16 protein-coding genes are annotated in these 15,119 nt (G+C 38.1%); 7 read left to right on the top strand and 9 right to left on the bottom strand.

The annotated features are described in order from the left end of the window. The first annotated feature begins 16 nt into the window (after window positions 1-16). A complete protein-coding gene (gene hisB, locus ACIQZ2_RS07040; protein ID WP_395768146.1) occupies window positions 17-1,129 on the top strand; it encodes a bifunctional histidinol-phosphatase/imidazoleglycerol-phosphate dehydratase HisB in 1,113 nt (370 codons plus the stop codon). Between the two features lie 149 nt (window positions 1,130-1,278). On the opposite strand, the gene radC is transcribed toward hisB, so the two are convergent. Continuing rightward, complete coding sequence (radC, locus tag ACIQZ2_RS07035) at window positions 1,279-1,968, bottom strand: DNA repair protein RadC (protein ID WP_395768145.1); 690 nt, start codon at window positions 1,966-1,968, stop codon at window positions 1,279-1,281. A 73-nt stretch (window positions 1,969-2,041) separates the two neighbouring features. Next, on the bottom strand, window positions 2,042-2,299 hold the full coding sequence (gene rpsT / locus ACIQZ2_RS07030; protein ID WP_315575331.1) for a 30S ribosomal protein S20: 258 nt from the start codon (window positions 2,297-2,299) through the stop codon (window positions 2,042-2,044). 89 nt (window positions 2,300-2,388) lie between these two features. On the opposite strand from rpsT, the gene ACIQZ2_RS07025 reads away from it, so the two are divergent. Together ACIQZ2_RS07025 and ACIQZ2_RS07020 are read left to right on the top strand one after the other, a co-directional pair. After that, window positions 2,389-3,246 (top strand): zinc dependent phospholipase C family protein, encoded by an 858-nt coding sequence (locus tag ACIQZ2_RS07025; RefSeq protein WP_395768144.1) that lies wholly within the window; start codon window positions 2,389-2,391, stop codon window positions 3,244-3,246. A 19-nt stretch (window positions 3,247-3,265) separates the two neighbouring features. Further along, window positions 3,266-4,447 carry a class I SAM-dependent rRNA methyltransferase gene (locus ACIQZ2_RS07020; protein ID WP_395768143.1) on the top strand — a complete coding sequence of 394 codons (1,182 nt, stop codon included), beginning with the start codon at window positions 3,266-3,268 and terminating at the stop codon, window positions 4,445-4,447. 33 nt (window positions 4,448-4,480) lie between these two features. Here ACIQZ2_RS07020 and lepB read toward each other — a convergent pair whose 3' ends face one another. The 5 genes from lepB to ACIQZ2_RS06995 form a co-directional block, all read right to left on the bottom strand. Beyond that, a complete protein-coding gene (gene lepB / locus ACIQZ2_RS07015; RefSeq protein ID WP_395768142.1) occupies window positions 4,481-5,629 on the bottom strand; it encodes a signal peptidase I in 1,149 nt (382 codons plus the stop codon). A 71-nt stretch (window positions 5,630-5,700) separates the two neighbouring features. Then, window positions 5,701-6,423, bottom strand: a complete 723-nt coding sequence (gene dapB, locus ACIQZ2_RS07010) for a 4-hydroxy-tetrahydrodipicolinate reductase (protein WP_395768141.1) — start codon at window positions 6,421-6,423, stop codon at window positions 5,701-5,703. Further along, window positions 6,420-6,998: a DUF5683 domain-containing protein gene (locus ACIQZ2_RS07005; RefSeq protein WP_395768140.1), complete on the bottom strand. Its 579-nt coding sequence runs from the start codon at window positions 6,996-6,998 to the stop codon at window positions 6,420-6,422. Before ACIQZ2_RS07005 ends, dapB begins: the two co-directional genes overlap by 4 nt. A gap of 39 nt (window positions 6,999-7,037) precedes the next feature. Further along, entirely contained in the window at window positions 7,038-7,961 is a 924-nt protein-coding gene (locus ACIQZ2_RS07000) for a ParB/RepB/Spo0J family partition protein (RefSeq protein WP_395768139.1), read from the bottom strand. An 11-nt stretch (window positions 7,962-7,972) separates the two neighbouring features. Beyond that, entirely contained in the window at window positions 7,973-8,752 is a 780-nt protein-coding gene (locus tag ACIQZ2_RS06995; protein ID WP_395768138.1) for a ParA family protein, read from the bottom strand. A 169-nt stretch (window positions 8,753-8,921) separates the two neighbouring features. Between ACIQZ2_RS06995 and ACIQZ2_RS06990 the strand changes: the two genes are divergently transcribed. Beyond that, a complete protein-coding gene (locus ACIQZ2_RS06990) occupies window positions 8,922-10,505 on the top strand; it encodes a peptide MFS transporter (protein ID WP_395768137.1) in 1,584 nt (527 codons plus the stop codon). 11 nt (window positions 10,506-10,516) lie between these two features. Next, window positions 10,517-11,218 (top strand): VIT1/CCC1 transporter family protein, encoded by a 702-nt coding sequence (locus ACIQZ2_RS06985; protein WP_395768136.1) that lies wholly within the window; start codon window positions 10,517-10,519, stop codon window positions 11,216-11,218. Here ACIQZ2_RS06985 and ggt read toward each other — a convergent pair. Next, entirely contained in the window at window positions 11,212-12,900 is a 1,689-nt protein-coding gene (gene ggt / locus ACIQZ2_RS06980; RefSeq protein ID WP_395768135.1) for a gamma-glutamyltransferase, read from the bottom strand. The genes ACIQZ2_RS06985 and ggt overlap by 7 nt on opposite strands. Window positions 12,901-13,061: 161 nt before the next feature. Between ggt and ACIQZ2_RS06975 the strand changes: the two genes are divergently transcribed. Then, on the top strand, window positions 13,062-14,300 hold the full coding sequence (locus tag ACIQZ2_RS06975) for an aminotransferase class I/II-fold pyridoxal phosphate-dependent enzyme (RefSeq protein ID WP_395768134.1): 1,239 nt from the start codon (window positions 13,062-13,064) through the stop codon (window positions 14,298-14,300). 172 nt (window positions 14,301-14,472) lie between these two features. Further along, window positions 14,473-14,652 (top strand): histone H1, encoded by a 180-nt coding sequence (locus tag ACIQZ2_RS06970; protein ID WP_395768133.1) that lies wholly within the window; start codon window positions 14,473-14,475, stop codon window positions 14,650-14,652. Window positions 14,653-14,715: 63 nt separating this feature from the next. On the opposite strand, the gene ACIQZ2_RS06965 is transcribed toward ACIQZ2_RS06970, so the two are convergent. Continuing rightward, window positions 14,716-15,117 (bottom strand): MaoC family dehydratase, encoded by a 402-nt coding sequence (locus ACIQZ2_RS06965; protein WP_395768132.1) that lies wholly within the window; start codon window positions 15,115-15,117, stop codon window positions 14,716-14,718. Window positions 15,118-15,119 lie beyond the last annotated feature (2 nt).

Below are 15,119 nucleotides of genomic sequence, written 5' to 3'. Positions count from 1 at the left end.
TCATTACCTTTGTTTTATGAAAAAAGTATTGTTTATTGACCGGGATGGGACGATTATCCAAGAACCCATTACAGACCAACAAGTTGATAGCTTTGAGAAATTAGCATTTCTTCCTAATGTAATTTCCAATTTGAAGAAAATAACCCAAGAATTGGATTACGAATTAGTCATGGTAACCAACCAAGACGGCTTAGGTACTAGCGCATTTCCGGAGGAAAGCTTTTGGCCGGCTCATAACAAAATGCTTGAAATTTTAGCTTCAGAGGGTATAGAATTTACAACTATTCACATAGACCGCAGCTTTGCTTCTGATAACAAACCCACACGAAAACCTGGAATAGGCATGCTAGAGAGCTATTTCAGTCCAGATTACGATTTAGTCAATTCCTATGTGTTGGGTGATCGAGAAACCGATATTCAATTAGCTAAGAATTTAGGTTCCCAAGGCATATTTATAGGCAAACAAACAATTGCTACTGAATTACAGGATAGCCTTGCATTAACTTGTACAGGCTGGGATGAGATTTATCAATTCCTTAGGCTACCCGCTCGAAAAGTTAGTCATTCGCGTAACACCCATGAAACGAAAATTCAAATTGAATTGAATTTAGACGGAAGTGGCAAATCAAATAATCATACTGGATTAGGCTTTTTTGATCACATGTTAGATCAAATTGCCAAACATGCCAATGTAGATTTAGCTGTAGTGGTGGACGGTGATTTACACATAGATGAACACCACACCATCGAAGATACCGGAATAGCACTTGGTGAAGCATTCACCCTTGCACTCGGTGATAAACGTGGCATAAATCGTTATGGATTTTTATTGCCCATGGATGAGTGCTTAGCGCAAGTAGCTTTGGATTTCTCGGGACGTAATTGGCTAGTTTGGGATGCTAGTTTCAAACGTGAAATGATAGGGGAAATGCCAACTGAAATGTTCTCCCATTTCTTTAAGTCTTTTTCTGATGCTGCTAAATGTAATTTAAATATTCAAGCAACAGGAGAAAACGAGCACCATAAAATTGAAGCAATCTTTAAAGCTTTCGCCAAAACGATCCGTATGGCTGTTGAGCGTGATGTAAAAAATTTAAATTCTTTGCCGAGTACCAAAGGATTACTCTAAACAAATTGTTATTTTTGCACAAATAATTTAATACTATGGGATATTCAGGAGCAGCATTTTTTATCATTTTGTTCGCGATTTCAATCGTTGTAGGAGCAAAACTTCAAAAGATTTACAAAGAAAGAGGAAAATAATGCCTCTTTCTTTGTTTACATCCATCCCTCATCTGCAAAACTTACGTAGGTACTTGCATTAAGAATTAAATGATCAGCCACGGTCATATCTAAGCTTATTGCAGCAGCCACCAAACGTAAGGTTAATTGTTTGTCCGCTAAACTTGGCTGCAATTGACCTGAAGGATGATTATGGGCTATTATTAAACTCGAAGCTTGTAAGTGTAATGCAGCTTTCATAATGATTTTAATGTCCACGACAGTTCCCGTTATTCCACCCCGACTAATACATTCCTTTTTAAGTACGCGTGCCGCACGATTAAGGTAAATTACCCAAAACTCTTCATGGCCTAAATCCGATAAATGTGATTTGAGCAAAAGATAAGCATCTGCTGACGTTCGTATAGAATCGACAGACGTGGTAGCAACAAAATCTATCCTTCGCCTTCCTAGCTCCATCGCTGCTATCAAAACAGCAGCTTTTGCAAGCCCAATTCCTTTGATTTTTCGATACTCAGGCAAACCCCAACGCCCCAATACGCCAAGATCTCCTTCTACCAGGTAAATCAACTCCCGAGCTATTTCCAGTGCCGATTTCTCACGCGTGCCGGTTGCCAGTAAAATTGCCAGAATTTCATCGATACGTAATACATGCCTTCCCTTCGAAAGCAAAATCTCCCGCGGTTGGTCTGAAGTTAATAAATCTTGAATTTTCCGTGAGGCCATGCACGAATGTACTGCCTATAAACAAGAAAACCCCGCCATAGGCGAGGTTTACCAAGTATCTGATAATAAGGTATTAAGCGGCTATTTTATTCGCCAACTTAGCTAATTTAGATTTTTGATTAGCAGCCTTATTTTTATGAATGATATTTTTCTTTGCTAATTTATCCAACGCAGAAGATACTTGTTTGAACAAGTCAGAAACAATTGCCTTGTCAGTTGTCAATCTCAATTTCTTGATCAACGTACGAGTAGATTTGTGTTGGTAACGATTGCGCAAACGCTTTGATTCATTTGCCCGAATACGCTTTAATGCTGATTTATGATTTGCCATTTTTTAAAAAAATTCTCTTTTCTGTAAAATTGAATTGCAAAAGTAATCAAAAGGTTTAGAATACACAATACCACTACTAAAAAAAGAAGATGAAATATTTAATAATCTTCCTGCTCATTTCATATGATACAAAGCCAAACATTCCATGGGGATTTTTCGCTCACAGGAAAATCAACAAATTGGCTATTTTTTGCTTACCTCCTCCCCTGATTAATTTATATAAGCGACATATTCATGAGATTGAGACCTATGCTGTTTTGCCTGATCAGCGCCGCCATAACCTTGACAAAGAGGCAGCCCGGCATTATATTGATCTAGATCGATATGAAATTAGTCGGGTCAAATACCTAACCTGGGAAGAGGTGACTAGGGAATATTCAGCAGATTCTTTAGAAAAACATGGCATAATACCGTGGAATATCGCTACATTTTATCAATCATTAAAATACGCTTTTTTGGACAGGGACACCTTGCGTATTATCAAGATATCAGCAGAATTAGGGCATTACGTTGCTGATGCACATGTCCCGCTGCATACAACTTCGAATTATGATGGCCAACAAACCAACCAAGTTGGCATTCACAGTTTCTGGGAATCCAAAATACCTGAACACTTACAAGAGAAATTAGAAGATTGGATTGGCCCAGCATCATACTTAGAATCACCTATAAAAGCCACATGGGATTGGATTTTAGAATCTCATCAATTGCTCCCACATCTTCTAGAACAAGAAAAAGAATTAAACAAAGAAATGCTTGATTCAAAAAAATACATACACTCGCAAAAAGGTTTTCTATTAGAAAAAACCTACTCAACTCTATACATAGAAAACTACCATAAAAGACTAAATAGTCAAGTAGAAAAACGATTCCAAGATTCCATAAAACACATAGCAGATCTTTGGTATTCCGCATGGATTGAATCTGGAGAGCCCGAATTCAAATAATTTTATGCAATTTTACAGCATGAATAATTCAAAATTTGTCCAATTAAAGTACGGAAAAGAAGCCCCAATCAAACGTTTTCACCCTTGGGTCTTTTCGGGTGCCATCAGTAAACAGAGTCCAAACCTGCAAGATGGCGACTGGGTGAATGTTTACAGCAGTCGGGAAGAATTTATAGGTACCGGACATTTTCATCATGGAAGTATCGCTGTGAAAATAATCTCTTTTCAAGCAATCGAATCAACAGCTGCTTTTTGGCAAAATCGTATTCAAAATGCTTGGGATCTTCGAAGCTTACTTCCCCTGAAAGATACCAATACCTTTCGATTAATTCATGGCGAGGGCGACGGTTGCCCAGGACTAATCATGGATCTTTACAAAGATGTTTTAGTTTTTCAAGCTCACACGATTGGAATGCATCGTGACCGAGATGAAATTGTAGAAGCTATAAAAATTGTGTTGGGAAAGAAGATAAAAGCTATTTACGACAAAAGTAAAGAAACCTTACCTACCGAGTATGCGCAAACATGTACCAATGGTTTTGTTTTGGGAGAAGTTAAAGTCCCTTATACAGTTAAAGAAAATGGCATATCGTTTTCTATCAATTGGATAACAGGCCAGAAAACAGGTTTCTTCATTGACCAAAGAGAAAATAGAGCCCTCTTAGCACAATATGCCCAAGGAAAGTCTGTATTAAACACTTTTTGTTATTCAGGGGGATTCTCATTGTATGCGTTAAAAGCTGGGGCGAACTCCGTTATTTCGCTTGATGCTTCAGCAAAAGCGATTGACTTAGTCAATGCAAACATTGACTTAAATAAAATGCAAAACCTGGATCATCTAGCTATTGTAGGAGAAACTTTACCATTTTTAAAAGCGAATGAAGACAGCTTTGATATCATCGTTTTGGATCCACCGGCTTTCGCAAAATCCATGAATGCCAAACATAAAGCATTACAAGGATATCAAAAAATTAATGAGTTAGCCCTTAAGAAGATTAAGAAAAACGGCCTATTATTTACCTATTCATGTTCTCAAGTAATTACTAGAGACTTATTCTATAACATGCTAGTTGCTGCTGGAATAGCCGTTGGAAGAGAGATTCAAGTCATTCATCAAATGACACAATCTCCTGATCACCCCATTAACTTATTCCATCCAGAAAGTAATTACCTAAAAGGCTTTGTACTAAAAGTTCTCTAAAAAAAAGGCGCTGATGTTTTTCAGCGCCTTTTTTTATTCAACAAAACGAAAAACTCGACTCCAACGAATTTTGTCCAATGAGAACAAAGGTTTATTGGGATCAATCGACATCCAAACGAAAACTGCCTTACCTACGATATGATCTTCTGGTACAAATCCCCAAAAACGTGAATCAGCTGAATTATGCCGATTATCTCCCATCATAAAATAATAGTTTTGTTTAAAGGTATAGCTGGTTAAAGCCTTGCCATTTTTCACTAATTTCTCACCTGATAAAACAATATCGGTATTACTCTCATACTTAAGTATTGCTTCCTGGTACAACTTTACATTTTTACGATCTAAATTAATCGTCATACCTTTAGCGGGCACCTTTAATGGACCATAAAAATCCCGGTTCCATTTAAAATCAACCGTATCATGGGGAAACATATCAATGTAAGTTAGCCCTTTAGGATCCTTGAATACATCCAAATCAAAAGATTTAGCCCATGGCAGTGACTTAATTTCATCAATATGCTTTTTTGAAGTATTCAATTTATACCCCATTAATTGATTGGTTGAATCAGCTAATGGTAACCAATCTGCTGAATCATAACCAGCGTCTGGGGAATTACGAATGCCATAATCTGCAAAAAATGATTCGTCTAAATTTTCCTTAGTCTTCATCAAAACGGGATGTTGCATCTTTTCAGGATTTTCCATCGCTTTGTCATTCACAAAAACTTGTTGGTCCCGAACTTCTAAAACATCCCCTGGTGTTGCCACACAACGCTTTACGTAAAAGGTGCGCAAATCGACAGGGGCATCACCATCCTCCACAAAATTAGGAACATTAAACACGACAGCATCGCCTTGCTTAATTGAAGAAAGACCAGGCAAACGGTAAATAGGCAGTTGAAGCCATGATAAATAAGATGGCAAATTAGTAAACCAAATTTTTTGATGTGTTAAAGGAAGTTGCAAAGGAGTTTTAGGTGTCCGAACGCCGTAATGCATTTTACTAACAAATAGGAAATCACCTACCATCAAAGAACTCTCCATAGAAGGAGTCGGTATGGTATAAGCTTCAAAAAGGAAAAAGCGGATTAAGGTCGCAGCAACAACTGCAAAGACAACCGAATCCAACCATTCCCGGAAGGCAGATTTATTTTTTGGCTTAGTGCTCTCTTGTTTTTTCATAAATTTATTTGTCAGTATTTACTAAAATTCGTTGATAAAGTACTTTGTTTTTGCTGATTTGGAAGTTAAATTCAATTTAAAAGGTCATCCATACCCAACACACCCTTTTTATCTTTCACCCACTCCGCAGCAATCACCGCACCAAGCGCAAATCCTTCTCGACTGAATGCCTCATGCTTAATTTCAATTTGATCTACAGGGGAAATGTATTTTACAGTGTGCGTACCTGGAATAGTGGATTCCCGCTGAGACCATATAGCCACTTCATTTGCAGCAGGTATTTCATTATTAACCCATTTAGTTTTCGAGGGATAGGCATCCATTATGCCTTCCGCTATTGTAATGGCAGTTCCAGATGGAGAATCCTTCTTTTCAACATGGTGAATTTCATTGGTATAAATATCGTACTGAGCATGCCCTGCCATCAAATTAGCCAAGGTTTTATTCAATTTAAAGAATAAATTTACCCCAATAGAATAATTTGATGCGTAGAAGAAGGTTGATTGAAACTTTGCCGTAGCTGCCTCAACGTGTGATTTCTGTGCTAACCAACCAGTAGTTCCGCAAACAACAGGGATTTGCTTTTCAATACAGGTCATAATATTTGAAAAAGCAGAGGCGGGATTCGAAAACTCTATCGCCACATCTACATCTGCAAGACTAAGTTTAGTAAGGTCAGATTGATTATCTACATCAATGCGTGCCACAATTTGGTGACCCCGACTGATAGCTAAACGCTCAATCTCTTTCCCCATTTTTCCATAACCTATCAAAACGATTCTCATAGCACTCATTTTTTAAAATTAAACGATAAGGTTAATCCAGACATCATACCTTGTGATAAAGGGTCGATTTCCATGATTGGCTTTACACGAATACTCAACTCATCAGATACATCAAAGGTCTTTAAATGCGCACTAACGTTTGCGTCAATAATATTTAAAGCCCAAGCCAAAGCCATTCCGATATAAGTAAAATCACGATTCCGTCGAAATCCGTCATTAATTCGCTTTAATTGGTTAACGTCCAAGTTCCTGGTAACCCCATCTTCATAAAGTACTGGTACCGTAGCAGGTGGGATATATTTGGGATCAGCCGGACGAGGGGAGACAACATAATAATAATTGCGGTACTTGGTATAACGCACCTGATTATAATTGGCAATAACCCCCAAGGTAATAAATGCACCCGCAACCAAAGGTAATTTCCAATATTGCCGATTATAAATCTGACCCCATCCGGGAATCATCAAAGACTTTAACGTAGCTTGTCTTGGGATAATTTTATAAGCTTTTTCTGCCTTTAATGTATCTACATTTACAGCATTCAAAGAATCTACCTGGTAAGAGAAGCTTTGAAAAGCAATCATTAAAGAGCAAAACACAAAAAATATTCGGTGACGCATAGATTATGATCGGATAGCCTCCAACAGTTTCATTAAATCTTCCTTCGACTTAAAGGATATCTTCATTTCTCCCTTACCTTGTTCATTCATTTTCAAAGAAACAGGTGCATGGAAAAAATCGGTTAATGTACTTTGCCATTGCCTCAACTCGCTCGCATCTACTTTGGAAGTACCTCCAGTGGGTGTATCAATGGCTGGAGCCGCCGATTGTCGGACAGCATCTTCAAGTCGGCGCACAGACCACTCCTCTGAAATTGTCTTTAAATATAATTGCTGTTGAACCTCGCTATTTTCGACTGAAATTAAACAACGGGCATGTCCCATCGAAATTTTACTATCGCGGATCGCAACCTGAATATGTGGTGGTAATTTCAATAAGCGCATGTAATTTGTTACCGTAGATCGGTTTTTACCTACGCGAGAACCTAAATCCTCTTGACGTAAATTACATTCATCCATTAATCGCTTATAGGAAAGCGCAATTTCAATAGCATTTAAATTTTCACGTTGGATATTCTCAATCAAAGCCATTTCGATCATCTGTTGATCATCCGCTGTACGTACATATGCTGGAATTCGGACCAAACCTGCAATCTTTGATGCCTGTAAACGTCTTTCACCTGAAATCAACTGAAACTTGCGTGGTGCAACCTTACGAACCGTAATGGGCTGAATAATGCCTTGAATTCGAATTGACTCGGCTAAATCCTGCAAAGCCGATTGCTCAAAATGCTCACGTGGCTGGTAGGGATTCGTCTCAATGAATTCCAACGGAATTTCCTCCATTAAATTCACGCCATCCAATCCCCCAAGGCTATCAGAACCTTGACGTGCAGAACTTTGAAGATTCTCTGAATCTTCTAACAAAGCGCCCAAACCCCTACCTAAACCAATGCGCTTCTTATTTGTTTCTTGCTTACCGCTCATGTATTAATTTATCAAATGGTTTGTAAAAGGCCATTTTTTTGGATAATCTCCTTGGCTAAATTCAAATAACTAATAGCTCCTTTACTATCTGCGTCATGCAGAATCGCCGGAATACCATAACTCGGGGATTCAGACAAACGAATATTCCGAGGAATAATGGTTTCAAAAACCATGTTTTTAAAGTGGGAATTCACCTCATTAACCACTTGATTTGACAAACGTAAGCGCAAATCATACATAGTCAACAAAATTCCTTCAATAACTAAGCCAGGGTTTAATCGGGATTGAATAATCTTAATTGTATTCAATAATTTCCCCAAACCTTCTAAGGCATAATATTCACATTGTACTGGAATAATAACTGAATCTGCTGCGGTAAGACTGTTAATTGTAATCAAACCCAAGGAAGGTGAGCAATCCATAATGATAAAATCATATTGATCCTTTATGCCTCCTAAAGCTTCCTTCATTTTTCCCTCTCGATTCGTCAAATTTATCATTTCAATCTCGGCACCTACCAAATCAATGTGTGAAGGGATAATATCTAAATAGGGTACTTCGGTAGCTAAAATACTTTCTGAAACCGTTGCTATTCCTACCATACATTCATAAATACTCCGACTCACTTCTTTGGGATTAAAACCAAGACCTGATGTTGAATTTGCCTGTGGGTCCGCATCGATCAAAAGCGTCTTAAACTCGAGTGCAGCCAAACTCGCAGCTAGATTAATAGCTGTAGTAGTTTTTCCAACACCACCCTTTTGATTTGCAATTGCGATAATCTTACCCATGAATGAATTGAATTAATTTTTCGTTAACGAATTGAACCAACAATATTACGAAAAAGGTTTCACATCTTTTTTCAAAATGAAAAACGATGAATGAAATTTTATCATTCAACTTTTGCATGAATTAAACAAAGATATTTTATCTTGCTCGCCGATTATCAACAACCTATTTATGACCCAAAATACTACTTCACATCCTAAAGGTCTTTATGTACTTTATTCCACCGAAATGTGGGAACGATTTAATTTTTATGGCATGCGTGCCATTTTATCGCTATTCCTAGTCAATGCATTAGCCTTTAAACAAAACGAAGCATCGATTCTATACGGGGGATTTTTGGGATTAAGTTATTTAACCCCCATGCTCGGTGGTTATGTTTCTGACCGGTACCTTGGAAACCGTAATTGTATCATATTAGGTGGATTTGTCATGTCAATTGGCCAATTATTCCTTTTCGGATCAGCAAGCACCTTTTTGAATAATTTACCTCTCGCAAACATTTTGATGTGGACAGGTTTACTATTCCTTATCCTTGGAAATGGATTTTTCAAACCCAATATTTCTTCCATGGTGGGCTCCTTGTATCCAAAAGGTGATAATCGCCTAGATTCTGCTTTTACTATATTCTATATGGGCATAAATACGGGAGCGTTCTTGGGTATGTTGATTTGTCCTTTGTTAGGTGATGTTAAAATACATGGCGTACGAAATGTAGAAGCATTCAAATGGGGCTTCCTCGCTGCTGGTTCTGCTATGTTATTTGGAACCATATTATTTCATTTTTTAAAGAACAAATACATCGTATCCCCATCGGGTGAGGCTGTGGGACTAAAACCTAGTTTCAATGATCAAGCCCAACAAAATGAGGAATCAGAGAAAGCAGAATTTTCCACAAAATCCATCTTATCTACCTGCGCATTGTTTTTGGTACTGGTTTTGGGAATACATGCCTACATCGTAACGGAAGAAGCTAACCCAATTAAAGATTGGATTTATCCCATCATTTATTCCGCTGGCATTAGTTTAGCGTTTTTAATCATGACGGATAAAACCTTAACCAAGGTAGAAAGAGATCGGATTTGGGTTATGTACATCATTGCATTTTTTGTCATGTTTTTTTGGTCGGCTTTTGAACAAGCAGGTTCATCGTTAACTTTTATTGCTGACCAACAAACTGATTTACATTTCCTAGGAATAGAATTGCCTCCTAGTTCGGTTCAAAATGCTAATTCGATATTTATTATTTTACTGGCATTGCCATTTAGCTTCTTATGGGTAAGACTTCAAAAAAAGGGATTAGAGCCTAATTCCCCTACCAAACAATCCATAGGTTTGTTATTAATGGCAATCGGTTACTTAATTATTGCTAATCAAGTGAAGGATTTGGGTAGTAATAAATTAGGAGTAGGTTGGTTTTTTGTCATGTACTTATTTCATACGATGGGTGAATTATGTCTTTCACCTATCGGTTTATCTTTGGTTTCTAAATTGGCCCCAAAAAGATTTTCTTCTTTGTTAATGGGCGTTTGGTTTATAGCTAATGCAGCAGGTTATGCCTTAGCCGGAACCTTAGGCGCATTGCTACCACCTACCAAAATAATTAAAGGTGTAGCACTCCCGAGTTTCTTGGGATTTGAAATACATAACCTGTATGAGTTTTTCATGGTATTTGTCATTTTATCTGGCATAGCGGCTATCTTAATGTATATTTTGGCTACAGGACCTCTGAAGCGCATGATGCATGGCATTAAATAAAAATAATAAATATGCACGGACCTGATCACCATTTACACGAAAAGCATTTAAAAAGCTCTGATTTCATTACCGATATGGTGATTGGCATGTCAGATGGATTGACTGTGCCATTTGCATTAGCAGCAGGCCTATCAGGGGTTGCCGGTTCTGCATCAATTGTGACAGCAGCTGGTATAGCTGAAATTGTGGCTGGATCTATTGCGATGGGATTAGGGGGATTTTTAGCAGGTCAAACCGAACAAGAGCATTACGAAGCTGAATTAAAACGAGAATACGAGGAGGTTGAGCGAGTACCTGAAAGGGAAAAAGAAGAAATAAGGGAAGTGTTTGAAGCTTATGGCCTAAGCCCTGAAGCGCAAGAGATAGTGGTAGAGGCCATTTCAAAAGACAAAGATAAGTGGGTAGATTTCATGATGCGATTTGAGCTTGGACTGGAAAAACCTAATCCAAATCGAGCTCGAAATTCAGCATTAACCATTGGGATTTCCTATATCGTAGGCGGTTTCATTCCACTTCTACCCTATTTTTACGTTAACAATCCAGTAGATGGCTTACAATATTCAGCGGCAGTAACCATTTTAGCCCTATTAATTTTTGGTTATTTCAAGAGTAAAGTAACAGGTCAAAATCCTATCATAGGCTCATTAAAAGTGACCTCCATTGGGGCCGCTGCAGCGACAGCAGCCTTTTTAGTTGCGAAACTTTTTCAATAACCCAAGGCCGTATCATCCCCTCTAGAATCTGCTCCTCCTTGATATTTCCCATCGGGGAGGATTAAGATTCCCTCTACTAATCCAATTGCGCCCGAAGGTGTCAATTCATAGAATTTAGATTTAAGTCGGGCCACTTGTGCCTCGTCAAATCTTTTTGCCTCATAACGTGTCAAATCTGGAAGCCATTGGTGATGAAATCGAGGAAATTCCACCGCTTCCTGCATATTCATTCCAAAAACCAATGCATTCAACATGACTTGAAAAACACTTGTTATGATGGTAGAACCACCTGGGGTACCAACAACTAGTTTTAATTTATTTCCCTCAGTCACGATAGTAGGTGTCATACTGGATAACATACGTTTACGCGGTTGGATTTCATTGGCTTTTGTACCTACCAAACCATACAAATTAGGAACGCCAGTTTTGGCACTAAAATCATCCATTTCATCGTTCAATAAAAAGCCAGCACCACCTACAAAGACCTTACTTCCATAGGAATTATTTAAGGTAGTGGTAATAGCTACAGCATTTCCATCTTTATCTACGATCGAATAATGGGTTGTTTCGGTACTTTCATACCCTGCAAATTCACCTGCTGCTACATCAGAACTTTTCGTCGCTTTGCTAAAATCCAAGCCCTTAATTCGTGAAATCAAATAAGTAGAATCCAATAAACCTTTTAAAGGTACCTTGACAAAATCAGGATCTCCTAACCATTTAGCTCGGTCTGCATAAACACGACGTTCAGCTTCAATCATCACTTGAATTGTGGAATCAGACCTGACTCCCCAGCGTGCTAAAGGATAGGGTTTTATCATGGAGAACAATTGACCAATAGCCACTCCGCCACTAGATGGTGGTGGCATGCCAATGATGGAATACTGATTATAGTGACTAACAAGAGGTTTTCGCCAAATGGCTTTATAGGATTTTAAATCCTGATGTGAAATTATTCCTCCTTGTCTTTCCATTTCCTTCACAATCAGATTAGCCGTTTCTCCTTCGTAAAAGCCTTTGGCTTTATATTTTAATATGCGCTCAAGTGTAGTGGCCAAATCACTTTGAATAAATAGCTCTCCCTCTGCCCATAGCGTGCTATCGGCTTTCACCATATAGGCTCTACCCAAATTATACTTCATAAAATCTGAACGATTTCGATTCAAGCCCCTTGCCTCTTTTCCAGTTAATACAACGCCATTCCGTGCCAAATCAACCGATGGCTGAACAAGTTCTTCCCAAGGTAATTTCCCTAAACGCTTATGCATAGCAACCATGCCAGAAACAGAACCTGGTACCCCAGCAGAATGTATACCAACAAAACTTTTCCCAGGAATGACCTGTCCCAAAGAATCCAAGTACATGTCACGTGAACTAGCTAAAGGGGCCATTTCACGATAATCAAGCGTGTGGATTTTTCCTTTGGCAGAACGATACACTAAAAAACCACCTCCGCCAATATTCCCAGCAGCAGGATGACAAACAGCTAAAGCGAAATTCACAGCAACAGCAGCATCAATCGCATTTCCTCCTTTCTTTAAAATATTGAGACCAACTTGACTTGCCAGTGGATGCGTGGTAACCACCATCCCATTAGAAGCTTCAACCAGCGGTTTGATGGTAGACTGGCCATTAGAAAAGAAAGCTAGACTGAGACCTATAAAGCAGATTATTCGATTCATGGTAAAATTGTATTATTATTGAAATGATTTTTTTGCAAAGCCGAAGCGAATTAAAGTAATTATTTCATTAAAACCACGATTCAATAACATTGTGATAATAAAAATTTAAAATTACCTTTGTCTTATGTAATTAGTATTTACGAACCCAAAAGCAATTTAAAGTGGATATTTTCGAGAAAGTTGTCAAAAATATGGGGCCAATTGGAGCCCATGCACATTATTCCCACCATTATTTCTCTTTCCCAAAATTAACCGGTGAATTAGGTCCACGTATGACCTTCATGGGCAAGGAAATGCTAAATTGGTCATTAAACAACTACTTAGGCCTCGCAAATCACCCTGAAGTTCGCCAAGCAGATGCAGACGCAGCCGCTAAATATGGATTGGCTTATCCAATGGGAGCCCGAATGATGTCGGGAAACTCAGATGAGCATGAGGAATTCGAAAGACAATTAGCTGAATTTGTTGGTAAAGAAGATGCCTTCCTTTTGAATTATGGATATCAAGGTGTCATGTCACTCATTGAATGTATGGTTGACCACCGTGATGTTATCGTATATGATGCCGAGTCACATGCATGTTTAATTGATGGAATTCGTTTACATAAAGCAAAAATGGGTGATTACTATAAGTTCAATCATAATGATATGGACTCATTACGTAAGAACTTAGAACGTGCTACAAAGAAAACACAAGAATCAGGTGGAGGAATTCTCGTTATTACTGAAGGTGTTTTTGGCATGTCTGGAAAAGTTGGTTCATTAGACAAAATTGTCGAAATGAAAAAAGACTTCAATTTCCGCCTGTTGGTTGATGATGCACACGGATTTGGTACCATGGGCGCTAACGGTCGTGGAGTGGGCGAACATTTAAATTGTACCGAGGGAATTGATTTATACTTCTCAACTTTTGCCAAATCAATGGCGGCAGTTGGAGCATTTGTCGCTGCTCCGAAGGATATTATCATGTATTTAAAATATAACATGCGATCACAGACCTATGCAAAGGCACTTCCTATGCCTTTTGTTATTGGTGGGATGAAACGTTTGGAATTGATTAAAAAGCATCCGGAATTGCGTGATAAACTTTGGGAAAATGTAAGGGCATTACAAAAAGGACTTCAAGAAAAGGGATTTGATATTGGTGAAACGACATCACCAGTTACCCCCGTTTTCTTACATGGAGATTATGATATTAATGCAGTAACAAAGCTTGTTCGCGACTTGAGAGAGAACATGGGAATCTTCTGTAGTATCGTCGTTTATCCCGTTGTACCGAAAGGACAAATCATGTTGCGTATTATTCCTACATCATCACATAGCTTAGCAGATATTGAATATACAACGACTAGTTTTGCTGAAGTTCAAAAACGCTTAAAAGCAGGCTATTATCGTGATTAAAAGGTAAAAAATGAATTTTTGTGCTTTTTTTTCACTTTTTAAACTTTTTTTTGGCTTTTTTTTGCAGAATAATTTGCGAGCTATTCAATTTTTACTAAATTTCGTCTTATAAGCGCTTCAAACAGCGAATAAAGACAATCTAATTATTTTACAACCTAAAATTCAAATTATTATGAGCAGATTTGCACAAGTAAAAGATCTAGTTTTATCATTAGAAGGAGATTTCGAAAAATTCTACGAGAAGGGAAACCAAGCAGCTGGTACTCGCGTTAGAGGTGGTCTTCAGCAATTGAAAACTTTGTCTCAAGAAATCCGTACTGAAGTTCAAAACAAAAAGAACGCAGCAAAATAATTGCCGATTTCTAAGCAATAAAAAAAGCCCGAATTATTCGGGCTTTTTTTATTGGCAAATTTTTCAAAATAAATCAGAATGCATTACCGAAGCTACGCCATCCACCATCAATTTTCCCCTTTCCATTTCAAATACTTGGGTTTTTATTTCTGCGGTATGCTTAACATCATTAATCGATTCCACCTCAAATTTAGCTTGATAGCTTTGACCCACATACAATGGCCTTTTGAATTCAGACACCTGCTTTAAATAAACACTCCCCGAGCCTGGGAATTCCATACCCATCACACGAGAAAATACACTCGCAATTAAAGCACCATGAATAATCGGCTTTTTAAAAGGTGTATTCGCTGCAAAGTTCGCATCCCAATGAAGCGGGTTAAAATCACCTGATATTTTACAGAAATCATTTACCTGCTCCTGGGTAAATGAAAATTCAATTTCATAGAAATCTCCGACTTTGATCA

It is taken from the genome of Aquirufa sp. (assembly GCF_044342065.1).
Lineage (GTDB): Bacteria > Bacteroidota > Bacteroidia > Cytophagales > Spirosomataceae > Aquirufa.
This window is presented reverse-complemented; position numbering and strand designations above follow the sequence as displayed.

What these genes read in the sequence shown, in the direction of transcription:
- hisB (WP_395768146.1), top strand. Translation starts at nt 17, where the DNA reads ATGAAAAAAGTATTGTTTATTGACCGGGATGGGACGATTATCCAAGAA.
- radC (WP_395768145.1), bottom strand. Translation starts at nt 1,968, where the DNA reads ATGGCCTCACGGAAAATTCAAGATTTATTAACTTCAGACCAACCGCGG.
- rpsT (WP_315575331.1), bottom strand. Translation starts at nt 2,299, where the DNA reads ATGGCAAATCATAAATCAGCATTAAAGCGTATTCGGGCAAATGAATCA.
- ACIQZ2_RS07025 (WP_395768144.1), top strand. Translation starts at nt 2,389, where the DNA reads ATGAAATATTTAATAATCTTCCTGCTCATTTCATATGATACAAAGCCA.
- ACIQZ2_RS07020 (WP_395768143.1), top strand. Translation starts at nt 3,266, where the DNA reads ATGAATAATTCAAAATTTGTCCAATTAAAGTACGGAAAAGAAGCCCCA.
- lepB (WP_395768142.1), bottom strand. Translation starts at nt 5,629, where the DNA reads ATGAAAAAACAAGAGAGCACTAAGCCAAAAAATAAATCTGCCTTCCGG.
- dapB (WP_395768141.1), bottom strand. Translation starts at nt 6,423, where the DNA reads ATGAGTGCTATGAGAATCGTTTTGATAGGTTATGGAAAAATGGGGAAA.
- ACIQZ2_RS07005 (WP_395768140.1), bottom strand. Translation starts at nt 6,998, where the DNA reads ATGATTGCTTTTCAAAGCTTCTCTTACCAGGTAGATTCTTTGAATGCT.
- ACIQZ2_RS07000 (WP_395768139.1), bottom strand. Translation starts at nt 7,961, where the DNA reads ATGAGCGGTAAGCAAGAAACAAATAAGAAGCGCATTGGTTTAGGTAGG.
- ACIQZ2_RS06995 (WP_395768138.1), bottom strand. Translation starts at nt 8,752, where the DNA reads ATGGGTAAGATTATCGCAATTGCAAATCAAAAGGGTGGTGTTGGAAAA.
- ACIQZ2_RS06990 (WP_395768137.1), top strand. Translation starts at nt 8,922, where the DNA reads ATGACCCAAAATACTACTTCACATCCTAAAGGTCTTTATGTACTTTAT.
- ACIQZ2_RS06985 (WP_395768136.1), top strand. Translation starts at nt 10,517, where the DNA reads ATGCACGGACCTGATCACCATTTACACGAAAAGCATTTAAAAAGCTCT.
- ggt (WP_395768135.1), bottom strand. Translation starts at nt 12,900, where the DNA reads ATGAATCGAATAATCTGCTTTATAGGTCTCAGTCTAGCTTTCTTTTCT.
- ACIQZ2_RS06970 (WP_395768133.1), top strand. Translation starts at nt 14,473, where the DNA reads ATGAGCAGATTTGCACAAGTAAAAGATCTAGTTTTATCATTAGAAGGA.